At 44.2% G+C, this 23,296-nt stretch carries 18 protein-coding genes; 13 read left to right on the top strand and 5 right to left on the bottom strand.

All coding sequences use genetic code 11. From position 1 onward, the window contains the following. The 4 genes from QFZ81_RS20545 to QFZ81_RS20530 form a co-directional block, all read right to left on the bottom strand. Nucleotides 1–873 carry an SDR family NAD(P)-dependent oxidoreductase gene (locus QFZ81_RS20545; protein WP_307604517.1) on the bottom strand — a complete coding sequence of 291 codons (873 nt, stop codon included), beginning with the start codon at nt 871–873 and terminating at the stop codon, nt 1–3. Nucleotides 874–1,332: 459 nt separating this feature from the next. Further along, nucleotides 1,333–2,301 (bottom strand): helix-turn-helix transcriptional regulator, encoded by a 969-nt coding sequence (locus QFZ81_RS20540; protein ID WP_307604516.1) that lies wholly within the window; start codon nt 2,299–2,301, stop codon nt 1,333–1,335. 21 nt (nt 2,302–2,322) lie between these two features. Then, nucleotides 2,323–3,216, bottom strand: coding sequence for a LysR family transcriptional regulator (locus tag QFZ81_RS20535; RefSeq protein WP_047674339.1), 894 nt, complete (start codon nt 3,214–3,216; stop codon nt 2,323–2,325). Between the two features lie 234 nt (nt 3,217–3,450). Further along, entirely contained in the window at nt 3,451–3,597 is a 147-nt protein-coding gene (locus QFZ81_RS20530; RefSeq protein ID WP_156397095.1) for a lmo0937 family membrane protein, read from the bottom strand. A gap of 201 nt (nt 3,598–3,798) precedes the next feature. Between QFZ81_RS20530 and leuC the strand changes: the two genes are divergently transcribed. The 10 genes from leuC to QFZ81_RS20480 all read left to right on the top strand — a co-directional run bounded on the left by leuC (nt 3,799) and on the right by QFZ81_RS20480 (nt 19,909). Further along, nucleotides 3,799–5,220 carry a 3-isopropylmalate dehydratase large subunit gene (gene leuC, locus QFZ81_RS20525; RefSeq protein WP_307604514.1) on the top strand — a complete coding sequence of 474 codons (1,422 nt, stop codon included), beginning with the start codon at nt 3,799–3,801 and terminating at the stop codon, nt 5,218–5,220. Between the two features lie 69 nt (nt 5,221–5,289). Further along, nucleotides 5,290–5,895 carry a 3-isopropylmalate dehydratase small subunit gene (leuD, locus tag QFZ81_RS20520; RefSeq protein ID WP_307604512.1) on the top strand — a complete coding sequence of 202 codons (606 nt, stop codon included), beginning with the start codon at nt 5,290–5,292 and terminating at the stop codon, nt 5,893–5,895. A gap of 291 nt (nt 5,896–6,186) precedes the next feature. Next, a complete protein-coding gene (locus QFZ81_RS20515; protein ID WP_307604510.1) occupies nt 6,187–7,626 on the top strand; it encodes an N-acetylmuramoyl-L-alanine amidase family protein in 1,440 nt (479 codons plus the stop codon). A gap of 69 nt (nt 7,627–7,695) precedes the next feature. Then, complete coding sequence (locus tag QFZ81_RS20510) at nt 7,696–8,280, top strand: GerMN domain-containing protein (RefSeq protein WP_307604508.1); 585 nt, start codon at nt 7,696–7,698, stop codon at nt 8,278–8,280. A 29-nt stretch (nt 8,281–8,309) separates the two neighbouring features. Further along, nucleotides 8,310–11,024, top strand: coding sequence for an S-layer homology domain-containing protein (locus QFZ81_RS20505; RefSeq protein WP_307604506.1), 2,715 nt, complete (start codon nt 8,310–8,312; stop codon nt 11,022–11,024). Between the two features lie 193 nt (nt 11,025–11,217). Beyond that, nucleotides 11,218–11,889 (top strand): endonuclease III, encoded by a 672-nt coding sequence (gene nth, locus QFZ81_RS20500; protein WP_307604504.1) that lies wholly within the window; start codon nt 11,218–11,220, stop codon nt 11,887–11,889. Nucleotides 11,890–11,915: 26 nt separating this feature from the next. Continuing rightward, nucleotides 11,916–12,191 carry an NAD/NADP transhydrogenase alpha subunit gene (locus QFZ81_RS20495; protein WP_307441886.1) on the top strand — a complete coding sequence of 92 codons (276 nt, stop codon included), beginning with the start codon at nt 11,916–11,918 and terminating at the stop codon, nt 12,189–12,191. Nucleotides 12,192–12,269: 78 nt separating this feature from the next. Further along, nucleotides 12,270–15,965 (top strand): dynamin family protein, encoded by a 3,696-nt coding sequence (locus tag QFZ81_RS20490; protein ID WP_307604502.1) that lies wholly within the window; start codon nt 12,270–12,272, stop codon nt 15,963–15,965. 270 nt (nt 15,966–16,235) lie between these two features. After that, entirely contained in the window at nt 16,236–18,065 is a 1,830-nt protein-coding gene (locus QFZ81_RS20485) for an ABC transporter ATP-binding protein (RefSeq protein ID WP_307441889.1), read from the top strand. After that, nucleotides 18,062–19,909 (top strand): ABC transporter ATP-binding protein, encoded by a 1,848-nt coding sequence (locus QFZ81_RS20480; RefSeq protein ID WP_307441892.1) that lies wholly within the window; start codon nt 18,062–18,064, stop codon nt 19,907–19,909. The genes QFZ81_RS20485 and QFZ81_RS20480 overlap by 4 nt, the downstream gene beginning before the upstream one ends. A 294-nt stretch (nt 19,910–20,203) precedes the next feature. On the opposite strand, the gene QFZ81_RS20475 is transcribed toward QFZ81_RS20480, so the two are convergent. Next, complete coding sequence (locus tag QFZ81_RS20475) at nt 20,204–20,425, bottom strand: hypothetical protein (protein WP_307441894.1); 222 nt, start codon at nt 20,423–20,425, stop codon at nt 20,204–20,206. Between the two features lie 53 nt (nt 20,426–20,478). Here QFZ81_RS20475 and QFZ81_RS20470 point away from each other — a divergent pair, with 53 nt between their 5' ends. The 3 genes from QFZ81_RS20470 to QFZ81_RS20460 are packed head-to-tail and all read left to right on the top strand — an operon-like array spanning nt 20,479 to nt 23,279. After that, entirely contained in the window at nt 20,479–21,294 is an 816-nt protein-coding gene (locus QFZ81_RS20470) for a GDSL-type esterase/lipase family protein (RefSeq protein ID WP_307441896.1), read from the top strand. A gap of 14 nt (nt 21,295–21,308) precedes the next feature. Further along, complete coding sequence (locus QFZ81_RS20465; protein ID WP_307604500.1) at nt 21,309–22,271, top strand: ABC transporter ATP-binding protein; 963 nt, start codon at nt 21,309–21,311, stop codon at nt 22,269–22,271. A gap of 15 nt (nt 22,272–22,286) precedes the next feature. Further along, a complete protein-coding gene (locus QFZ81_RS20460; protein ID WP_307441899.1) occupies nt 22,287–23,279 on the top strand; it encodes an ABC transporter permease in 993 nt (330 codons plus the stop codon). Nucleotides 23,280–23,296: the final 17 nt, after the last annotated feature.

Genomic DNA, 23,296 nt, shown 5'->3' with positions numbered 1-23,296 from the left:
CTAAACCCGGAACGGCGGCAACTGTCTGCCATCGATATCCGTGAAGCCATACTGATCCGCTAGGGCACCTACCTCGAGAAGTTGACCTGCCTTTTGACTTACTTGAGGATCGGATGCCAACGCGACAACTGCACGGCCGATATATTCCACAGATTCCGTCGTATGAAGTGCTTCGACTTTCATGAAATCCGGATCACCTGGTTCTAAGCCATAATGCTTATAAACGGCTTCCGTACGCATCCAGCCAGGTGCTAAAGTAAGAGCGGTTACATCGATATGGTTTGCTTTTAGATTTTGAGACATAGCGCGTGTCATATTCGCAACCGCTCTTTTCACTGTGTCATAGAAAACATTGATAGGGTAGTCGCCGCCAATATCAGAGTTGACGCCTGTATTAATCAGAAGACCACGATTTTGTTCGAGAAAAAAGGTAGACATCGCATACCGGCTTGAAACTATCTGAGCACGCAGTCCTGCCTCGAACATTTTGTCCCAACGCGACATCGGCTGCTCCCAAAAGGGAACGGAGAAATCGACATCATCATAGTCTTCGTAACCGCCCCAGGCATTATTAACCAAAATATCGAGCGTTCCTTGTTCTTGTTTAATACGTTCGTACAAAGCTTTGACATCAGCGTCGATGGTATGGTCACAACGAACGGCGATTCCTAATCCACCGCGCTGCGTAACGGCTTCAGCGGTATCTTCAATCGTACCCGTGAGATCTGTTCTCGTGGACTTCGCTCTCGTACTGCGTCCTGTCACATAGACAGTGGCCCCAGCCTCCCCAAGTGCTAGGGCAATGCCGCGGCCGCCGCCTCGACTGGAACCGGTAACCAAGGCAACCCGTCCTTGCAGGTTTTGTAAAGTCATTGTTTTGCCTCCTAAGAGTTTTTTGCCAGAAAAACTGGCATCGTAAGCATGAACATAGCTTTTTTCGCCATAAACAACTAGCAGCATCATTAACTTTGTATGCTCAGTTTTAATGTTACATCGAATCCATGACAATTCTTGTCATAGTATTTATAGTAATGAAGAGATGTATCGCTCGACTCAAGGAGAGGATGATTAAGTAAGTAGGTTGAGTAGAGTATCAAGATAATTGATGTAAAAAGTACACAAATCATTCTTAATTAATCTATTTGAGCAGAACTGATGTATTTTGTGCATCTAATATGTCCGTTTTCGAGGAAACTTCCATATATCCGTTCATTTAGATGTACTTTTTTACATGTATTCTCTTGAATACGCCGAAATCGTGGGAAATATATGCACTTTTTGCATCAAAATTCAAGGTGCCTACCATTGCAACGGTTAAATTGAATCCGCTCTTCAAGTCAACTCATTGCCGTATGCATGCTGCATAGCACGAATTTGCTCCCGAATCCAATTCGCCATTTCTAAGGGCTCTTCAACTAGGGCGTCGGCACCCAAACTGAGAAAATACTTCGAAAAGTACGATAAATTACTTCGATGCATGTCTGTCACTAATAGGCCACTGCCATCTTCATAAAGTTCCACGCTACCGTCCAGTCCATTGTTACGTTCATAGGTTCTAACACCAACTGGAGTCAGCTTCACCCGGAGCTTCATTGTCATTTGGCCTGCCTCACGCTCTTGCCCTGCTAACAGCCAATCACCAATTGTGTAGTGTTTGAAGCTTTTGCTTGGAAGTGCGGATTCGGCTCGTTCTAAGCTGCGTATGCGATCTACGCGAAATAAAAGGAATCCTTCTTTTCGAAAGCAATAGGAGGGAAAATACCAAAAACCATTGGACGCGTAAATGCCAATTGGCTGCACGACTCTCTCTGTGGTCTCATCTTTGGACGCGTAGGTTATGCGTAAAGGCGTTTCATCAATAGAAGCGTCCAAAAGCTGCTCCAAGAAAGGGGAACCTTGCGTTCGCGTAGGCGTCCAGAAGGATACTCGATCCTTAAGTGCATCGATTCTCACCTTCGTATCTGTGGGGAGATAGTGATAGAACTTATTCAGAGCCGAAGTCGATTCCGCAGCAAAAGGGAGCGCTCCATAATACTGGAGCGACTGAAAGGCGAAGAACATCGCAACAGCCTCTTGTTCGGAGAATAGAATCGGAGGGAGCATCCGCTTCTTTAATAAGCGATATCCCCCATGTGGTCCAAATTCGGTATATAGCGGCATCCCCAGCTCGCTCAACTCTTGTAAATCGCGGTGCATCGTACGTTCCGAGACGCCGAATTCATCGGCCATCTCTTTCGTGGTGAATTGCATACGTTCGTTTACTGCCATCATCAACTGAATTAACCGTTGAGTTTTGTTCATTGCAGGTTAAACCTCCTTGTGCTAACCGATTGTTCGCATAACCTCTTTCATTGTGGAAACGAAAGCTTCGGCAGCTTTAGAAATGTATCTGCCTTTACGATAGGCAATAACGAGTGTGCGAGTAGGTCTGCCTTCAAGGGTGAGGTGAATGGGTGATAATTCACTGAAGCTTCTTTTTGAAATTAAATAAGGGACGAAACCGATTCCCATGCCTGCAGCGACGAGGGACTGAACCGTTTCCATATTGCTGGATTCGAAGACAATATTAGGGGTAATGCCAGCTTTTTGGCATAGTTCAAGTGTTAGCTTGCGAAATCCCTGCCCTTTTTTCAAAGCGATGAAAGCTTCCTTCTCTAATTGTTCGATTCGAATAGGTTCTTTACTTGCTGCTAATCGATGCAGTGGAGGTACCGCGAGGACGATTTCTTCCTCCAGTAAAGTCTCATAAACGAGAGAATCCTCTCGTAATGGTAATGAGAGCAGCGAGATGTCGGTTTGTCCATTCATCGTAAGTGTTTCTAAGTTAGAGGATGTCTCTTCAACGAGTGTAATTTCAATATCCGGATATGCCGCTTGAAAGACAGGAACAACGAAAGGCAGGATCGTTGAACCCGTAATTGGCATACTGCCTACGACAAGGCGACCCTTTTTCATTTGTGAAATGTCTTCCATTTCTTTCTTCAGCTGCTCGACCATGTCGAGGATTTTTTGGGATTTTTCAACAAAAAGGGACCCAGCATGAGTAAGCTCAACTGAATTGGTGCTGCGCTGGAAAAGAAGGACGCCGATTTCTTTCTCTAGCTTGGATAGCTGCTGGCTTAGGGAAGGCTGTGCAATATGAAGTTTCTCCGCGGCGCGAGAGAAATTGCGTTCGATCGCGATTTGAATCGCATATTGAAGTTGACGTAGTTCCATCGTAGATTTCATCTCCTGATATGTAATAATCTTAGCTTGTATTATTGATACAGCCTATAAAGCATACAGATAATATACCAGATTTTAAGGTTTGATATGAGAAAACCTCGATCGAGGACTCTCACATCGATGAGCAATCATCTGAGGTACAAGCAAAAGCAGTCTGCGGACAAATTCGACAAATTCCACAAACTGCTTTTTGAATTAATATATAGGTTCATCTGTAAAGTAATGTTAATTACCTCTTCTACCTGTAACCAAATTGAATACCAAAGATATGACGGCTAAAACGAGCAGAAGATGGATTAAATTCCCTCCGATATCAAACCCTATTCCTAAAGCCCACAAGACGAGAATAACAACAAAAATGGTCCAAAGCATAGTAGCACATCCTTTTCAAAATGTGATAATTGCTTATGCAAGATACTAACCACCTTTTTTCAAATTCGAATCATCCTATAGGAATAATCTATGAAGCTTATAGTTATTATATCTTGGAGCTATGACGTTATCCGTGTTAAACTACGTTATGAGGGTAAGACATTAACAATTAGAGCGGATAATGACAAGAGGTGACTGGATATGAGTAAAAAGACAATGTTTCAGAAGATTTGGGATAATCACGTTATTAACCAGGAAGAAGGCAAGCCCAGCGTAATCTATATTGATTTGCAGCTTGTTCATGAAGTAACTTCACCGCAAGCTTTCGAAGGCCTTCGTTTATCGGGTCGCAAAGTTCGCAGACCAGACCTAACGTTTGCGACGATGGATCATAACGTACCTACTAAGGATCGTTTCAATATCACTGATCCTATTTCCAAACAACAAATTGATACACTTTCGCAAAACTGCCGTGATTTCGGCGTTACGTTGTTCGACCTAGACAGCCTTGACCAAGGTGTTGTACACGTTATGGGACCTGAGCTAGGACTTACACATCCAGGTAAAACAATCGTTTGCGGAGATAGCCACACTTCGACACATGGCGCATTCGGCGCACTTGCTTTCGGTATTGGAACAAGTGAAGTGGAGCACGTTCTTGCTACACAAACACTGCAACAATCCAGAGCAAAATCATTGGAAGTACGCATTACAGGCAATCTGAAACCAGGCGTAACTGCGAAAGATTTGATTCTTGGCGTTATTGCTAAATACGGTACAGATTTTGCAACGGGTTATGTAATTGAATATACCGGCGAAGCGATTCGTGGTCTTTCCATGGAAGAGCGTATGACGGTTTGTAACATGTCCATTGAAGGTGGAGCTAGAGCAGGTCTTATTGCACCTGACGAAACAACATTTAACTACCTGCGTGGTCGTGAATACGTTCCACAAGGTGCTGACTTTGACGCTGCAGTCGCAGAATGGTCTAACCTTGTTACAGACGAAGGCGCTACGTATGATTGGGTGCTGGAGTTTGATGCTGATTCCTTGATTCCGCAAGTGACCTGGGGAACTAGCCCGGGAATGGGGACGAGTATTACAGCACTAGTTCCGGATCCGCAAAGCTTCGAAACAGAAAATGAACGTAAAGCTGCTGAAAAAGCGCTTGAATATATGGATTTAACACCAGGAACACCAATGACAGAACTGAAAGTTGATTATGTCTTCATCGGTTCTTGTACAAATGGACGTATCGAGGATCTTCGTGCAGCTGCTAAAATTGCACAAGGTTATACGGTAGATCCAAGCGTTACAGCTATCGTAGTTCCAGGTTCCGGACGCGTTAAAATTCAAGCTGAGAAAGAAGGCTTGGACAAAATTTTTGAGGGTGCTGGCTTCGAATGGCGCGATGCGGGCTGCAGTATGTGTTTGGCCATGAACCCAGACGTTCTGCAACCAGGTCAACGCTGTGCTTCGACATCCAACCGTAACTTCGAAGGTCGTCAAGGCCGCGGTGGACGTACGCATCTCGTGTCTCCAGCAATGGCTGTTGCTGCAGCAATCAAAGGTCATTTCTACGACGTTCGTGATTGGGAAATCAAAGAATACCAAAAAGCTTAATTTGGGCTGATTAAGGCAATGCTTACGATGCTAGTTTTGCTAAAGCAAAACTTTAAGGAGAATGAAAACATGGAAGCTTTTAAACAACATACAGGCCTAGTCGGTCCTGTAGATCGCGTGAATGTAGATACAGATGCCATTATTCCTAAGCAATTTCTTAAAAGAATTGAGCGTTCCGGTTTCGGTCAATTCCTCTTCTTTGAATGGAGATGGGATGAAGCGGGTAACGTTATCGAGAACTTCGCACTAAACCAAGATCGTTATCAAGGAGCTTCCGTTCTGCTCTCCAGAGCGAACTTCGGCTGCGGATCTTCCCGTGAGCATGCACCTTGGGCTATTCAAGATTTCGGCTTCCGCGTCATTATTGCTCCGTCTTATGCGGATATCTTCTACAACAACTGCTTCAAAAACAGCATTCTGCCAATCAAGCTATCGGAAGAGCAAGTTGATGATTTGTTCGCCCGTACAGCGAAGCATGAAGGCTACAAGCTGAATGTCGATCTTGAGAACAAAACTCTCACTGATGAATACGGCTTAAAAATTCAGTTTGATTTGGATGAGCACCGTCGTCAGTTCTTGCTGCAAGGCTTGGATGACATCGGCTTAACACTTCAACATGAAGAGAAAATCACAGCTTATGAACAAGCTCACCAAAAACGTTTGGCTTATAAATAAAATGTGATCATAGAAGACGCAATCCAATGAGCTCTTGCATTGGTTGCGTCTTTTTTGTTCAAGTTGCAAGAATTCAGACCTAGCTTTTGGCTAGGTTTTTTTCTTCTTCTTTTTTTGCAACTTTTGGCAGTTTTCCGCGTCTAATAGATTACTAGATTGTCGATTGGACGGAGGTTTTGCTGTCGGGCATATGATTATTTTGGTAAAATGGACACGTTGCTGCTAGTTTATAAAAGATAGATTTTAAGAGTATGAATTTAAGACCCCAATTCCGACATTACATAGAGGTGAATGATGAAATTTCCTGCATTTTGTTTAATGCTGCTAGTTTGCATGCTGCTTCTCCCTACTTATGCGATGGGAGCTGAATCCACCAGCGGAATTAAGCTTTATATGAATGAAAAAAAGCTTGTGTCTAACGAAGTCCAGCCACGTATCGTAAGTGGCAATACGATTGTACCTGTAAGAATTATCGTTGAAGAAATAGGTGCAAAGGTGAGTTGGGATGAATCCACACGCATGGTAACCATCGTCAAAGACGATATGAACATTCAATTGGTTATCGACAGTAAAACGGCCCTGATTAAAGGTAAGAAGGAAAGCTTAGAAGTAGCGCCAATCATCGAAAAAGGCAATACGATGCTTCCACTTCGTTTCATTGGTCAACTTATGGGTATTGAATTTAAGTGGGACTCTTTAACCTCTTCTGTTCATATGTTCAAAAAGGATGATTCCGATTCCAAACCAGTCACAGGACCCATCGATGTTGTAGATGATCACAATCATGGCGAAGTAACGCCCCCAAAACCGCCAGTACCGGGCACTGGCACAAATCCAGGAACGAATATACCCGATCCAAATGTGCACTTGTTGACTTCGATTGTGCTTTCTGAGAAGGAGTTAGCCGTAGCTGCGAAAGACGGTTCTTTAGTTCCGACTATGATGAAATTATCGAACCCGAATCGCATCGTTTTTGACTTCCCTAACACTTCTTTAGATCCATCTCTCCAAAAATTGCTTGTAAATAATGCAGGGGAGCTGCCTTCTATACATCCTCTGGTTGAGAAAGTGCGCTTTTCTAACTTTTCTGATAACCCGGCTACGGTGAGAATTATTTTGGATCTGAAAGGTTCAGCTGACTACCGCGTACAGCCGTCTAAGCTTCCGAATCAATGGACAGCCGCGATAGTAGAGCATAAGTTAACCGTGGTGATTGATGCAGGGCACGGGGATAATGATCCTGGTGCATTATCCATAACTGGCAAGCATGAGAAGGATTTTACACTCGTTACAGCGAAGAAGGTAGAGAAGCTTCTTGTTCAGGACAAGCGGGTTAATGTCCTTATGACTCGTTCTGATGATACGTTCATTCCACTGGATGACCGGGTTTCTTTTGGGAACGACAATCAGTCTGATCTTTTCTTATCGATCCACGGAAATAGCGCAAAAGCTTCGGTATCAGGAACGGAAACGTATTATAACAGACCGGAAAGCATAGCTTTTGCTAATGTCATCCACAAAAATGTGGTTGCTGCTGCTGGATTTCCTGATCGCAAGGTACGCCAAGCTGATTTCAGGGTCATCACGAAAACGACAATGCCGGCTGTTCTAGTCGAAGTGGGGTATTTGTCCAATAAGAACGATGAATCTGCCATGTACAAGGAAGCTTTTCAAGACAAAGTAGCGGCTTCTATCGTTGCTGCCATCAAAGAATACCTGAACCTCAAATAAGAGACGAAAGCCTTAAGCGTATGCTTTCGAAGTTCGTTTTGCTATGCAAAACGCTAAGGAGTGAATGAGATGACCAAAACAAGTCGCCTAATCCATGGGGTGCTTCTTGTAAGTGCCATCACGTTGTCTGTAACCGCCTGCGGTCAGAAAGGTCAGCTCGTCGGTGGTGCAACACCGCAAGCTACAATTGCGCCGACCCCTACAACTGTGGTTCAAAGTCCTGCACCAACGCCAACACCAACACCAGAACCTTTATTGCAAAAAAAGATCAAAGCCTTTTACAGTGATCAGGACGAAATGAAACTTATAGAAAAAGAAGTCACAATCAGCTATAAACAGGATGCTGACGTGTATGAAGCCGCACTTAACGCACTCAAAAAGAGTGATGATCCAAAAGCGATTCCTTTATTTGATGATCTTACTTTCACAAGTGCTTCGTTTGATAAAGCTAAGGGAGAATTAAAGATAGATCTTAAATTTGGCCCCAAAACGCAATTAGGCGCTCCGGGTGAGGAGTTGTTTTTGCAAGCTTTGAAGAAAACCGTGTTTCAATTTCCAGAAGTGAAGTCATTATATGTGCTGAAAAACGGCAAACAAGTGGATAGCTTAATGGGGCATCTAGAGCTTCCGTACCCAATTAAACGACCTAATTAAACGTAGTAGCAGAGGAGTCTAAATCAACGATGAGAAACAAGAAATTAGCAAGTGCAATTGTTAGCTCTTTAATTATTACAAGCCTGGCGGGGATACCCGTTTTGGCAGCAGAGTCAGTTAATACGACATCAACAAGTAATGTTAAGCTTTCTTTCCCTGACGTAAAATCGGACTATTGGGGCATTCGACATATATCCAAGCTTGCTTTGGAAGGCATTATTGAAGGCTACGAGGATGGGGCTTATCGAGCAGAGAACTCGGTTTCACAGCAAGATGTCCTTATTATGGCTACTCGTATGATGGGCTTGCAAGGCGATGTAGATGCTATGACGACTGCAACGGTGTTTCCTGATTTCATGCTGGTTGATAACTATGCGCGTAATTATGTAGCAATTGCTCTGCAGAAAGGCTTAATCTCCAACGAGGAAGAGAAAGTAAGAAGCCAAAGCGATAAGTCCAAAGATAAATGGGGCCAGCGGAAGGCAACGAGAGAATGGGTAGCTGAAGTGGTAATTCGTGCTATAGGGAAGGCAACCACCGCACAAAGCTTATCGACAACACCAACGGCTTTCAAAGATAATAATGACATTAGCAACTCAACATTGGGCTTTGTTAATGCAGCAGTTGCTTTGAAAGTTGTTGATGGCTTTGAAGATGGCACGTTCCAACCTAAAGGGGCGGTCACGCGTGCTCAAATGGCAGCCTTTTTAAGTCGCTCCCAAAAGGAGTTAGCTACATTGCCTTCACGTGCTGTGAAAGGGTACATGACAAGCTTAACAAGCGGCACTATTGGCCTTATGGATAGAGACGGCAATACGAGTACATATAAACTTTCACCGAACACAGTGTTCTACGGTAATAAAAATGATACGGCAATAGCTGCGAAAACGCTGCAAGAAACGTTTGAGGTTTCGCTCGTACAAGTGAATGGAACAGCCTACTATGTTGAAATTATTAGCGATGAGCTTCAGCTGGATATTCATGAGGGTAAATTATTGAAATTGAATATGGGCAGTCTCAAGGCCACATTGGATGACTTTGAGAGCTATGATTTAGCACCGGATGTCGCTGTAACTGATACGGAAGGACGTGGCCTGAGCCTAGGTTCTATCGTAAATGGCAGTACGATTCAATTGCGTAAAAGCAAGATTGTCAAAACCGATAAATACACGTCCATCATAGTTAAACAGGTACCTGTTAATAAAACAGCAGAAGGCGCGATTCAAACGCTTAATAAAGATGCCATGCAAATTACGCTTCTTGACACCGTATCTGGGCAGCCTGAAACATATGGTTTCTCAAGTAATTTGATTGCGACTTTACCAGATAACAGCCTCGTAGATATCAATTCTCTTCACGTTGGAGATTCGGTAGAGTATACGGTCAAGAATAGTGAAATAGTGAAGATCGTAATTAAAAAGCAAGCGGATGTCGGTGTAAGTGTTGAGGGGACACTCAAAGATTTGAGTGATGACAAAACATATTTAACGATAACTAAGTCAGCTGGCGGGGCATTAGCATCCTATGTTCTTAGCGATAACGTGCAAGTCAGAATTAATGGTTTAGCCACGGCTAGTATTTATGATATTGCTCCAGGTGATGAGCTCAAGCTAGATGTTTTGAATAACAAAGTGACTTTAATTACAGTAACCAACCGTTCAATTGAGAACTTATACTTTGCAAAAATTATTTCATACGATCAAGCTTCGAAATTATTAACCGTTATAGATAATACAGGTAAACCGCATGCTTATATTTTAAAAGATACAGTTTCCATTTCATATGCAGGAATGAAGCTTCCTTTTGCAAACTTTAGCAGCACATTTACGGCCGGTAAATATGTAGATTTGCTTGTGTCAAAAGATAACGTTACTCAAATTCAAATGTCCTCCCAACTGGATGGCGCATTAACGCAATTAAATTTACAAACAAATGATATAACATTGAAAACGGACAGCGGTCAAAGCTTGACGTTCAAGCTTAATTACGCTCCACAGGTTGAGCTTGCAAATAAGCCTAACAGTACACTGTCGGATCTAAAAGTTGGGGACAATATAAGTCTATTACTAAGCTTTGATCAGGGGATTGTCACAAAAATCGTGACGAGTAAAACGGCACTTTATAAAACAATTTTATCTAACGTGAACAGCAAGCAAATTACCGTGACGGATGAGGCGAACACTTCGTATGTCATTTCCCTGGACGGCGTTCCAATCATTAAAGCGGATCAAAGTGTAGGTTCTATTACAGATTTTGCTCTTGATGATTATGTCAAGCTGACGTTCAAAGGTTTAGCTGTTGTAAAAGCAGAGCTGATCAGTCCTGTACGCGGTAAGGTTACAGCTGTGAATGCAGCTAGCACAAGTTTAACCGTTCAAGATTTTTCAGGCAAAAGTCAAGTGATTAACGCAGGCAGCAATTATGACATTAAGCTTAATGGCGGCGTAGCATGGAGTTTCACTTCCATCAAAGTGGGCGATCGTGTTCAAGTGATGAAAGACGCCAATGACAAAATGCTTATTCAAGTAGCTGTGGGATCTAAGCGGGAAGTGGATAATTATAATAATGTCGTTAACCAATTTTACTTCAAAGCTATAAGCTCCGGAGAAAAAACCGCTTATAGTATTTTCCCAAGAGCCTATTTCCATAAGGGAACAGACGTTGTGTCGGTATCATCCTTTGCAGCTGGAGATCAAGTAACTCTTTATGTGTTAGACGATAAAATTGTTGAGATTGAGAAATAATTTTGAACGAAAAATAAGTTCATCCGTCTGTATATTAGGAGCTTGACTTCTAAGACAGGCGGTTTTTTTCTAATTTATAAAATAAATATGGCAATTATTTAGAAAATGTTCGCATTTTGACGCTTTCAAGCATTGATTCTAACGCCACAATTCGCTACACTGGAGATTATTACGACCCTAAGGAAGTAAAGACATGACACAGAAGTTAGTAAGGCATATTTTGGATACAATCGGTGAGCTCTTTCCGGATGCACATTGCGAGTTGCGCCACAGTAATCCGTTTGAGTTAACGATTGCAGTATTATTATCGGCTCAATGCACCGATGAAATCGTGAATAAGGTGACATTGGATTTATTTCAGAAATATAAGCGTCCTGAAGACTACTTGGCCGTTCCACTTACGGAACTGGAGCAAGACATTCGACGGATAGGATTATTTCGAAATAAGGCAAGCAATATTCAAAAGTTGTGTCAATTGCTGCTGGACAAGTTTGAAGGCGAAATTCCAGAGAAGCACGAACACTTGGTCGAACTGCCCGGTGTAGGCCGTAAAACGGCAAATGTCGTCGTATCGAACGCTTTCGGGGTACCTGCTATTGCGGTAGACACCCATGTAGAGCGAGTCTCCAAAAGATTAGGATTAGTTGGCTGGGACGATTCGGTACTTGAAGTTGAAAAGAAGCTGATGAAGAAGGTTCCGCGCAAAGAGTGGACACAAACACATCATCGTCTTATATTCTTCGGTCGGTATCACTGCAAAGCTCAGAACCCGCAATGCACGATATGTCCATTGTTGGACAGTTGCCGTGAGGGTAAGAAACGTATGAAACCAAGTGCAACTAGGAAAACTATTACAAACAAATGATATGCAGACAAAGGATGGGATTTGAAATGAAATGCATCGCCGTATACACCAATAGCTTTGAACTGTTCTCTGATATTTATGAGCAAGTAATTAACACGCCCCTAGCCGATAATGAGGAAAAAGTCATTGAAGGTGTAACAGTCAGTGAATCCGGTGAAGTTCCTCAGAATTACATAGACAAGATGAAAACGAAATCCGAAGTCGTAGTTATGAAAGTTAAAGACACCGACATTACGATTTTGCAGCATCGCGATGTCTTTGAGATTTTCTTGCCGGAAAAAGAAAAAGCAGTTATGTCCTAAAACCTAAATCTCCCTTTGGGAGATTTTTTTCTGTTATGTTTGAATAGAAGAACGGATCATAAGGAGCGGAATGGACGAATGACGCAAATGGTGGATATAAGCATCTCGGTCATGCCGGATGCGATCAGGAACATGCAGGTTAATCTGCAAACAAAAGGGGATTACGACAATGCAAGCAAGCTAGGTCAGCTGCTTGATAAATTAGACGCTGGACAGATGAATATAGCGTTCTGCGGTCATTTCTCAGCGGGGAAATCGACGCTGATTAATCAGCTTTGTGGGCACGCCTTGCTGCCATCCAGCCCGATTCCAACAAGTGCAAATATCGTGAGTATTCGTAATGGATCACCAGGTGCTCATGTTACGCATCGCGTGAAGGATAGCACAGCAAATAATCTGGGAAAACCGAAAACGATTGCGCTTGAAGAATTAGAAGCGTATTGCGTCAATGGTACCGACATTGAAACGGTAGAGATTTCCTATCCGATTCCATTTCTGGGCAGTCAAACGGCGCTGCTTGATACTCCTGGAATTGATTCTACGGATGATGCTCATCATCAATCTACGGAATCGGCTTTACATCTAGCAGATGTAGTTTTCTATGTTATGGATTACAACCATGTCCAATCCGAAGTCAATCTCGCGTTTACGAAGAAGATGAAGGAGTGGGGAAAGCCGCTCTATTTGGTTGTAAATATGATTGATAAGCACAAAGAATGGGAGCTTCCTTTTACACAGTATAAGGAGGGGACGAAGCAAGCTTTTCTAAGCTGGGGCATCGAGCCGGATGATTTGCTGTTCGTGACCATGAAGGAGCCGAACCATCCGCATAATGAGTATGCGAAGCTGCAATGGCTCCTAAGTCGTTTAATTGAGCGAGGTGATGATCTGCGAAGCTTCAGCATCGATGCATCCGCGCGTTATCTTGCAGCAGAGCACGGCAAGTGGTTGGCTGATCAGCATGAGCCGCAGAAAGCGGAGCTTATGGAGCAAATCAGCCAGGAAGGTGACGTGCAGGAGATTCAGGCGCAAGCTGCAGCGAAGCAGGAAGAGCTTGCTGCGGTGAAGGGACGGCCGGAAGCTTTAACGGCGGCCCTCCGTAAGGAAGTTGGCATGATTATCGAGAATGCCAATATAACACCAGCCTTGACTAGGGATCAGGCTCATGCGTATTTGGAGAGCCGTAAGCCCGGGTTCAAGGTAGGCTTTTTCTCTAGAGCTGCGCAAACAGTTTTGGAGACGGAGAAACGCCTGGGAACGTTTCAGGCGGATTTGGCTGAGCAGGTAGAAGCGCAGCTGGATTGGCATCTGAGGGATGCTTTGAAAAAGGCTGCTCAGGAGCAAGGGCAGCATGATCCTGCTCTTACAGCGCAAATCGAAGCGCTGAAGGTTGACGTGACGATACAGTGGCTTGCTGCTCAAGTGAATGCTGGCGCAACCTTCGGCGGCGAATATACGCTCAACTACATGAAGCAGGTGTCTTCCGATATTAAACAGCAGTACCGCAAACAGGCGTTTGCGGTGATTGATCTGCTCGCGGCTGCAGTCCGCGAAGGGGGTGCGCAAGCGGCTGACGCGCTTGCGGCAGAGCTCGAAGCGCTGGGCGTCCGCCTCAGCGCTTGCCGGGAACTGCAGCGCCTCGAGGAAGCCGAGGCGGAGGCAGAGGCCCAGCTGCTGCGCATGGCCAGCTGGCCTAGACCGCCTGCGCCGGCGCTGCCGGCTGCGCAGCAGTACACGGCCATGGAGGAGACGGCAGCCGCCCCGCTTAGCGGGGGACTGCACGTGACCTCCATGGGCACGATCCTGCAGGCCGCTGCCACGGCATCGGCAGCCGCAGGCACTACAGCTGCCCCAGGGGAGGCAGCTGCCATGCCTACCGCGTTCACCTCGGGTGAACACGGTAGGCGCATGGAGCGCAAGGCCGCCGATTTGCAGGCGGCCTCAAGCCTCATCGAGGGCCTGCCGTCGATGAGGTCGATCGCGCGCTCCATGCGCGAGAAATCGGAACGTCTGCGGCAGCGGACGTTCACGATCGCGCTGTTCGGCGCCTTCAGCGCCGGCAAATCCTCTTTCGCCAATGCGTTGATTGGCGAAAGAGTGCTGCCGGTCTCGCCGAACCCAACGACGGCGGCCATCAATAAGATCATGCCGCCGCAGGAAGGTTGGCCGCATGGCACAGCCAAGGTCAAGATGAAGAAGACGGACGCGATTCTGCAGGACGTACTCTATTCTTTGGACATACTCGGCGTGCAGGCGACAGACATGGCATCGGCCCTCAAACGCATAAGCGCACTTTCTCCATCGGACGTTACGGCCAAAGGGAAGCCGCACTATTCCTTCCTGAAGGCAGTGGAGAAAGGTTGGGCCCTTGCCCAAGATCATTTAGGCACCGAACTAAAAATCACCAAAGACGAGTTTCCAAGCTATGTTGCAGACGAATCTAAGTCCTGTTTTGTTGAATTTATCGAATTATATTATTCCAATCCATTGACGGAACAAGGCATTATATTCGTTGATACACCAGGGGCTGACTCCATTAATGCCCGCCATACTGGAGTAGCTTTTAACTATATTAAAAATGCGGATGCTATTCTTTTCGTTACTTATTACAATCATGCTTTCTCTCAAGCAGACCGTGAATTTCTTTTGCAGCTCGGTCGTGTGAAGGATAGCTTTGAGATGGATAAAATGTTCTTTATCGTCAATGCAGCTGATCTTGCCGCTAGTTCGGAAGAATTAAATGGTGTAATTAAACATGTGGAAACGAATTTGCTGCAGCACGGCATCCGAAATCCGCGTATTTATCCAATTTCCAGTTATTTGGCTGCAGAGGGCAAAATAACAGGGAATGAAGATCTGGTTACCCAATCTGGCATTCAGCCATTTGAGCAAGAATTCGTGAAGTTTACGTTCAATGAGCTTAGCGATGTCGCAATCCATTCAGCTAATTTGGAGTTGAATCGAGCGATTGCTACCATGCAGCAATGGCTGGAGCGTGCGCAGTCTGGGGAGGAAGAACGGAAGATTCAGTTGACCAAGCTCGGACAAGCGGAGCATGCTGGAACAGAGCTTCTGGAAAATACCCTTTATGACGCGGAGCTCAAAGAATTAAAGAAAGAAATTCAGGAGCTTTTATACTACGTCAAGCAGCGCACGATGTACCGCTTCGGTGAATTATACAATTATGCCTTTAATCCTTCGACCTTCAGGGATGATGCCAGAGATCCGAAGCAAGCAATGCAATCTGCGTGGGGTGAGCTGCTGCGAATGATCGGTTACGATTTATCCCAAGAGGTGTTGGCCACAACGCTCCGGGTCGAAAATCGCATGAATGTGATTAGCAGCAGCCGTGTAAAGAGGTGGGAAGAGCAGCTTGGTGAGTTGATGGAAGGATTCGAAAGTGGAACGTATGAATCAAGTAAGTTCGTAACACCTGAAATTACGTCTAAACTAGAAGTTCCAGATGTAAGTTTGAAGCTGCTCCATAGTCATTTCAAAAATGCGAAGCAATTTTTCGAAGGTGATGGCAAAAGCAAGCTTAGAGCAGATCTGGAAAATCGGATGAACACGCCAGTGGCAGAATTTATCGATCAGCAAACAATGGAGCTTGAACAAGCTTATGCGAATCAGTTGGAAAACTGGCTTGCAACTCAGAAAAATCTGATGCTGCAACAGCTGAATGAACATGCTGAAGGGCTTCGCGATGCTCTCGAAATGAAGATTGATTTGAACGAACTTATATCCAAACAGCATCAATTAAAGGCTTTTGTTTAATGGTTAAACAAAAGGGTTGGTCGGGTTCTATTGAACTTGGCCAACCCTTTATTGCGTATTGCCATGTAAGGGCTTACATCGATGGTTATCGGGATGATTTTAAAGAATAGGGTGGATTCCTGCAAGTTTTTGTGAAGTTATGGGCATTTAAGCGTTTAAATCCTCGTATCCTCTGATTGCTCGCTAATAGGGATGGTGTTAAGATTCATTAGGTAATAAAACGCTTTCTAAGCTTTTCCAATTTATCCTTCTTGAGGAGGGGGCCCCAAAGTGGAAGTGTTCAGGCAACTGAAGCCGTATTTTTGGCCAGAGAAAAAATTATTTTTTGGAGCAATTGCATGTTTAGCGGTGGCAACCGCGCTCGGTCTCGTTTATCCCAATTTATTACGGTATTTAATCGACGACGTAATCACGCAGAAACAATTTGAACTCGTTCCCAGATTAGCACTTGTAGTCGTAGTGGTCGTTTCGATGAAGGGGATGTTTCAATTTCTTCATGGCTTATGCGGAGGTCGTCTAGGTAACCGCGTCGCGTATCATTTGCGTAATGCGCTGTACAACAAGCTTCAGTACTTATCCTTTCAATACTATGATCAGGCAAGAACAGGGGACTTAATGTCTAGATTGACTGCTGATTTGGAGGCCATTCGACAGTTTATCGGCTTCGGCTTTGCTCAGCTCCTAAATGTGATGTTGATGCTGGTTTTCGGCATGGGGATGATGTTCTCGATTAACTGGAAGCTGGCTTTACTTACGATGATAACGATGCCTTTTCTGGCATTTACCGCAATTCGTTTTGAAGGTAAAATTCATCCGGCTTTTCGGATGGTACGTCAATCTCTCAGTACGATGACTACTGCGGTACAAGAAAATATCACTGGGGTTCGAACGGTGAAGTCGTTTGCACGAGAACCTCATGAAGTAACGAAGTTTTCAGCACGCAATGAGGATTATAAGGCCATGAATATCGAAACCTCAGGGATCTGGGCGAAGTATTTTCCGATCATGGAGATTTTGGCGAATTTAAGTGTCGTTACTTTGCTCGGAGTTGGCGGATACATGGTGATCGAGAATACCATAACACTAGGTGAACTCGTTGCTTGCTTCAGTCTCATCTGGTACATTATTGGACCGATGTGGGGTCTGGGCTTTCATATCAATAACTTTACACAAACCAAAGCTTCTGGCGAGAAAATTTTGGAAGTTTTGAATCATTACATGCATGTGAAAGATCAACAAGATGCGATTGCTTTGAAGAGTGAACATGTACAAGGTCATGTGCGTTTTGATCATGTCACTTTTTCTTATCCGGAAAAACAGCCTGCACTTTATGATTTCTCAGTTGATGCTCCTCCTGGTTCTGTTATAGGTCTCCTAGGCAGCACAGGCTCGGGTAAAACAACAGTCATTTCCTTGCTAATGAGGGCCTATAACGTTAAAGAAGGCAAGGTTATGTTAGATGGTCAAGATATTCGCTCATTACAAGTAGAGAGCTATCGCAATCAGATTGCTACTGTTTTCCAAGAAACATTCTTGTTTTCATCTACCATCCGCAACAATATCTCTTATGGACGTAAAGATGTGACGATGGATGACATTATTCGAGCAGCTAAGTTGTCCAAAGCGCATGATTTCATTATGGAGCTTCCGGAAGGGTATGACACGGTTGTTGGCGAGCGCGGACTAGGCTTGTCTGGCGGTCAAAAGCAGCGGATTGCCATCGCTCGGGCGCTTATCAAGGATCCTAAAATTCTCGTTCTAGACGACGCGACAAGCGCGGTTGATATGGAAACGGAACATGAGATTCAAGCAGGCTTCGGCGAGGTTATGAAAGGGCGTACAACATTCATCATTGCTCACCGGATTTCTTCCTTGAAGCATGCCGATGAAATTATTGTTCTGGATAAAGGTCGGATTGTGCAAAGAGGCACACATCAGGACCTGCTGCAGCAGGAAGGTCTTTACCGTCAAACCTATCATATTCAGTATGCGGATGGGCCTCAGAAATCGGCTGCAAGCAGCCAGGCTGCGGCAACAAAGGATCCGGATTTGGATACGATAAACCATTCTCCATCGCAAGAAAGAAGGTTAGCACATTGAGTACTAATTCGGCGCAAACCGAGGCATCTGCCAAAAGAGAAGATTCCCAAGCGGGGCAACGATTCGTATATCAAGATGATGAACTGATTGAAAAGCCTTTTGATTGGGGTCAGTTAAAACGTTTATTTAGTTATATGAAGCCTTATAAGAAACAGATGCTGCCTATTATCATCATTATGATGTTGGTAGGAGCAATCACCAAGCTGACCATTCCGCTGCTCATTCGTGAAGCCATTGATAATTCCATCATTCCGAAGGATAAGAATCTACTTTTCCTAATTGTTGGGATCATGTTTGCCGTATATGTCATTCAATGGCTAGCCAATACATTCCGTATTAAATATACGAATATGATTGGTCAGCGCGTCATCTACGATCTCCGTCATGATTTATTCAGTCATATTCAGAAGCTGTCGTTTCGTTTCTTCGATACACGCCCGGCAGGCTCGGTGCTCGTTCGAGTAACGAACTACGTGAATTCTTTGCAAGATTTGTTCACGAACGGTGTTGTTAACTTATTAATTGATGTTGTACAGCTCTGCGGCATTATTATTATTTTGTTGACGTTTAATTTCAAATTAGGCGCAGCGATCATCGTGACGGTTCCAATTATGTTCCTCATATCGACTCAGCTTCGGAAAAAGATTCGTCGTGCTTGGCAGGACGTGACGATGAAGCAATCCCGTCTGAATGCGCATTTAAATGAATGTATACAAGGCATCAAGGTTACACAGGCCTATACACAAGAAAAAGAAAATATTCAATTCTTCACGAAAATGAATATGGTCAATCGTTTGTCTTGGAACCGTGCTTCGATGCTCAATCAATCGTTTGGTCCTCTCATTGAAATTACGGGAGCTGTTGGCTATTGCATTCTGTTCTGGCTAGGCGCTCATTTAATTCAAACGGAAGAAATATCGGTCGGTTTGTTGGTTGCTTTCGCTACTTACATAGGCTATTTCTGGGAACCAATTACGCGGTTAGGACAAATGTATTCGCAACTGCTCATTGCTATGGCTTCAGCGGAGCGGATCTTCGAGTTTATTGATGAGGAACCTACTGTGGCTGAAATCGAGGGTGCTAAAGATCTATCAAGTATCCAAGGGAATGTGAAGTTTGAGAATCTTGTGTTTGAATATGAGCCTGGGAGACCAGCACTCAACGGCATTAATCTGGATGTACAGGCTGGTCAATCCATCGCGCTGGTTGGTCATACAGGATCGGGTAAAAGTACGATTATGAATTTATTATGCCGTTTCTATGACCCAAATGAAGGCAAAATACTTATCGATGGCCAAGATATTCGTCATGTAACTATCCAAAGCTTACGGTCTCAGATCGGCGTCGTGCTTCAAGATACGTTTATTTTCTCTGGCACGATTCGGGAGAATATCCGCTTCGGTCGACTAGATGCTACGAATGAAGAGATTGAGCTTGTAGCTAAGGCTGTTCATGCACACGATTTTATCATGAGTTTGCCAGGTGGCTATGATACAGAGGTTCAAGAGCGCGGTAACGTACTCTCGATGGGTCAGCGTCAGTTGATTTCCTTCGCTCGCGCACTGCTTGCGAATCCTCGTGTTCTCATCCTGGATGAAGCAACAGCTAGTATTGATACGGATACTGAGCTCAAAATTCAGGAAGCTCTCAAAACGCTGCTTGCTGGTCGAACCTCTTTTATCGTCGCGCACAGACTTTCTACGATTCGGAATGCTGATAAAATCGTAGTGCTCGATCATGGGCGTATGATGGAGATCGGTAATCATGAGGAACTCATGAAAGAACAAAAGATTTACTTTGGACTTATTCAAGCCCAATACAAATTTTTGCAGGATGCGGTTTAACGTTCCGAGAAAAAGCTGTTTAACTGCTGCGGCGGTTAAACGGCTTTTTTCGGTGAATACAGCAAGTTTGTGCACGGAAGTGAATGTCTGGTGTTGATGAAAAAGGCTACTCAGCTTACGCATACCAGCCTCATCATGGTTTTGGTATACAATAGGCTCGGTTTTCGAGCTTATCTCGGTAAACAGCGGGTGAAAGCTCAGTTTCCGAGCCTATGCGCCAATGCATCATTCCTGACTCAACTGAAAGCTCGGATAACATCTTCTCAGCCTACCTTTACCAGTCTAGCCATGGTTTTAGCATACTTTTAGCAGTTTCAGCACCCAATACGGTATCGAACTGCCAAGAGCATCCCAAATGGACGTCTCAGACAGCACTGGCTCTGCCTGATCCGCATTTTTGTTATAATACAGCCAGCTTTTTTGAAACCAGTATACATTTTCAAAATAAATGAAAGTGCTAACCCAAAGATCTCTTTTGGGTCCGTTCCGTATTGTAATGTTTGCAAATTTATTCAAGAAGCTATACTCTTAGAGTGAATTATGCCATTTATTCGCAGGAGGGGACTTCCTTGAGATCATCACGCTTTATGTGGGGCGCAATTGGCCTTACAGCCTCGATATCTACGATTGTTTTCGCAGTAGGCTTTGCTTACGCGGCGAATCAAATATGGTTTCCCAAAGCATCCGGAGACCTCAATCTTGTAGCGACTACACCAAAGAAAGAAACAATGATTGAGAGTAAAAGTAAGCTTCAGATTGTTGCTCTTGGTGATTCATTGACTGCAGGAACAGGCGACAATACTGGCAAGGGTTACGTAGGACGTGTCCGCGAAAAGCTGGAGAAGGAAAGCGGTAAGCCGGTATTCGTACTTAATAATCTGGCGATTCCAGGCTATAAGAGTGACCAGCTTCTCTCTGATTTAGCGCTTAAAAAGACGCAGGACGCACTGGCTCAGGCGGATATCATTTTACTCACGATTGGTGGAAATGATATTTTTGCCGGCGGGGACGGGCTTTTTAAAGGAGAAAATCAGACGGAGTTTAACCCCGAGGGTGCGCTGAAACGCGTAGAACCTGCGCTGGCCAAAATGGATAAGGTTATTCAAGCAATTAATAAGGCCAATCCGAATGCAACTGTGTTGTATGTTGGCTTATATCATCCTTTTCTTGATTTAGATCCCAAAAAAGAAGGTTCGCTTATTGTACAGCGATGGAATAACAGTGTCTTTGAGATGATGAATCGTTATCCTCGAATGGCTATTGTCCCAACCTATGATTTGTTTGAACAAAATTTGATCAAATATTTGTCTTCAGCCGATCATTTTCATCCTAACGGGGACGGCTATGAGCGCATTGCCGATCGGATTGTACAAATTCTGAAGTAGGGGAGGCCAAGCAGATGGCTGTAGCAGCGGTTCCAACAACGGTTTTATCTGTGAAAAATTTAAAAAAACGAATTAAAAATAAAGAGATTATTAAAGGGATATCATTTGATGTATACGCGGGTGAGATTTTTGGTTTCTTAGGACCCAATGGATCAGGTAAAACAACGACGATTCGCATGCTCGTTGATTTAATACGTCCGACTGAAGGGTCTATTCAGATTTGTGGGCACGATGTTCGCAAGGAGCATAATCAAGCGATGCGCCATGTCGGTTGTATCGTCGAGAATCCCGAGCTGTATTCCTATTTGACAGGTTGGGAAAATCTCGAGCATTTTGCAAGAATGCTGCCTAATGTCGATGAGAAACGGATCCAAGAGGTCGCCCAGATCGTCTCCATGGATCAACGTATTCATGATAAGGTACGTACTTATTCCCTAGGTATGCGTCAACGACTTGGTATTGCACAGGCACTGCTTGGACGGCCTAGTTTATTGATATTGGACGAGCCGACGAATGGTCTTGATCCACAAGGGATTAAGGAAATGAGGGAGTTCATTCAGCGTTTGGCTGCGGGTGGACTTAGCTTGTTCGTGTCCAGTCACTTGCTTAGTGAGATTCAGCAAATGTGCCATCGCGTAGCCATTATTAGTCATGGTGAAGTTATACAAGTGGGAGCCGTCGATGATTTGGTCGCTCAAGGCGGCAAAGTCGTGTGGACCGTGTCTCCGGCCGACAAGGCCGAGGGGCTTTTAGAGGCGTCGCCACTCGTGCATGCCATTGAGGAAATTTCTCAAGAAAGTCCAATAGGCTTACCCGTGGCGGTAAAACAAATCGTTACACTGATGGATAAGGAAAACGTCCCGCAGCTAAGTCAGCATTTGATGGAAGCAGGAATTAGCCTCTTTGCTGTAGAAATCAAAAATCCAACACTGGAAGATTTGTTCTTGAGCCTAACCAAAGGTGAAAGAATTGAATAGGGGAAGGTGAAAGAATTGCTTACTTTATATGCCCTTGTTAAGAATGAATGTATTAAAATGATTAAGAAAAAACGCTTTTATGTTATCCTACTTATACTTCTTGCATTAATCCCTATGTTCACTTATGCTCAAATGCGAGTTGCCAAAAATACACAAAAGCAGTTTGGTACGACGGACTGGAAGGCGGATCAACGGCAGAAAATTGCCGACTGGGAAAAGCGTTTAAGCTCAGCACGAACGCCGGATGAGTGGAAACAACAGCTTAGAGTGCAAATTCAAATCGCTAACTATTATCTTGAAAAGGATGTAGATCCGAGTACACCGAATGCGGTTACTTTTACACGCGAGTTTGTGAAAAATGCGGTTGGTTTATTCATTCCGCTCATTATCATGGTCATTTCCGCTGACATCGTATCATCTGAGCATTCTACGGGGACTATTAAATTATTGTTGACAAGACCGGTCCGGCGATGGAAAATCCTATTGAGTAAATTAATTACGGTTGTCTTCTTTACTTCGCTAACGGTATTGTCCACTGGCGTCTTATGTTATTTGATTTCTGGGGTTGTTTTCGGCTATAACGGTTGGACGATGCCGGTATTTACAGGTATTAAGCTGACAGGTACGGAAGTGGATTTCAGTCTTGTACGTGCAGTTGATCAATGGTTCTTTCTTATCATGGAGTTTGGATTGGTTTGGTTCTCAGCATTAGTCGTAGCACTCATGTCACTAATGCTATCCGTTCTCATTCGTTCCACAGCAGCAGGTATGGGGGTCATGCTTGCCGTATTAATATCAGGAACCATTCTTTCGAACATGGTGTCGTCTTGGGAAACTGCGAAATATTTGTTTATGGTCAATTTGGACTTAACTAAATATTTAACAGGAGGCCTTCCGCCAATTAAAGGGATGGACTTGACCTTCTCACTTAGCGTTTTAAGTGTGTGGGCGATCGCTTCACTTATTGTTTCATTTACGGTATTTTCACGAAAAGATGTTTTGAATTAACGGTTATATTAGATAAA

The organism is Paenibacillus sp. V4I9, from assembly GCF_030817295.1.
In the GTDB taxonomy this organism is placed as follows: Bacteria; Bacillota; Bacilli; order Paenibacillales; family NBRC-103111; genus Paenibacillus_E.
The sequence above is the reverse complement of the archived record's forward strand: the minus strand, read 5'-3'. Positions and strand labels throughout refer to the sequence as shown.

Coding starts and splice junctions, on each gene's coding strand:
- QFZ81_RS20545 (WP_307604517.1), bottom strand. CDS start 873: ATGACTTTACAAAACCTGCAAGGACGGGTTGCCTTGGTTACCGGTTCC.
- QFZ81_RS20540 (WP_307604516.1), bottom strand. CDS start 2,301: ATGAACAAAACTCAACGGTTAATTCAGTTGATGATGGCAGTAAACGAA.
- QFZ81_RS20535 (WP_047674339.1), bottom strand. CDS start 3,216: ATGGAACTACGTCAACTTCAATATGCGATTCAAATCGCGATCGAACGC.
- QFZ81_RS20530 (WP_156397095.1), bottom strand. CDS start 3,597: ATGCTTTGGACCATTTTTGTTGTTATTCTCGTCTTGTGGGCTTTAGGA.
- leuC (WP_307604514.1), top strand. CDS start 3,799: ATGAGTAAAAAGACAATGTTTCAGAAGATTTGGGATAATCACGTTATT.
- leuD (WP_307604512.1), top strand. CDS start 5,290: ATGGAAGCTTTTAAACAACATACAGGCCTAGTCGGTCCTGTAGATCGC.
- QFZ81_RS20515 (WP_307604510.1), top strand. CDS start 6,187: ATGATGAAATTTCCTGCATTTTGTTTAATGCTGCTAGTTTGCATGCTG.
- QFZ81_RS20510 (WP_307604508.1), top strand. CDS start 7,696: ATGACCAAAACAAGTCGCCTAATCCATGGGGTGCTTCTTGTAAGTGCC.
- QFZ81_RS20505 (WP_307604506.1), top strand. CDS start 8,310: ATGAGAAACAAGAAATTAGCAAGTGCAATTGTTAGCTCTTTAATTATT.
- nth (WP_307604504.1), top strand. CDS start 11,218: ATGACACAGAAGTTAGTAAGGCATATTTTGGATACAATCGGTGAGCTC.
- QFZ81_RS20495 (WP_307441886.1), top strand. CDS start 11,916: ATGAAATGCATCGCCGTATACACCAATAGCTTTGAACTGTTCTCTGAT.
- QFZ81_RS20490 (WP_307604502.1), top strand. CDS start 12,270: ATGACGCAAATGGTGGATATAAGCATCTCGGTCATGCCGGATGCGATC.
- QFZ81_RS20465 (WP_307604500.1), top strand. CDS start 21,309: ATGGCTGTAGCAGCGGTTCCAACAACGGTTTTATCTGTGAAAAATTTA.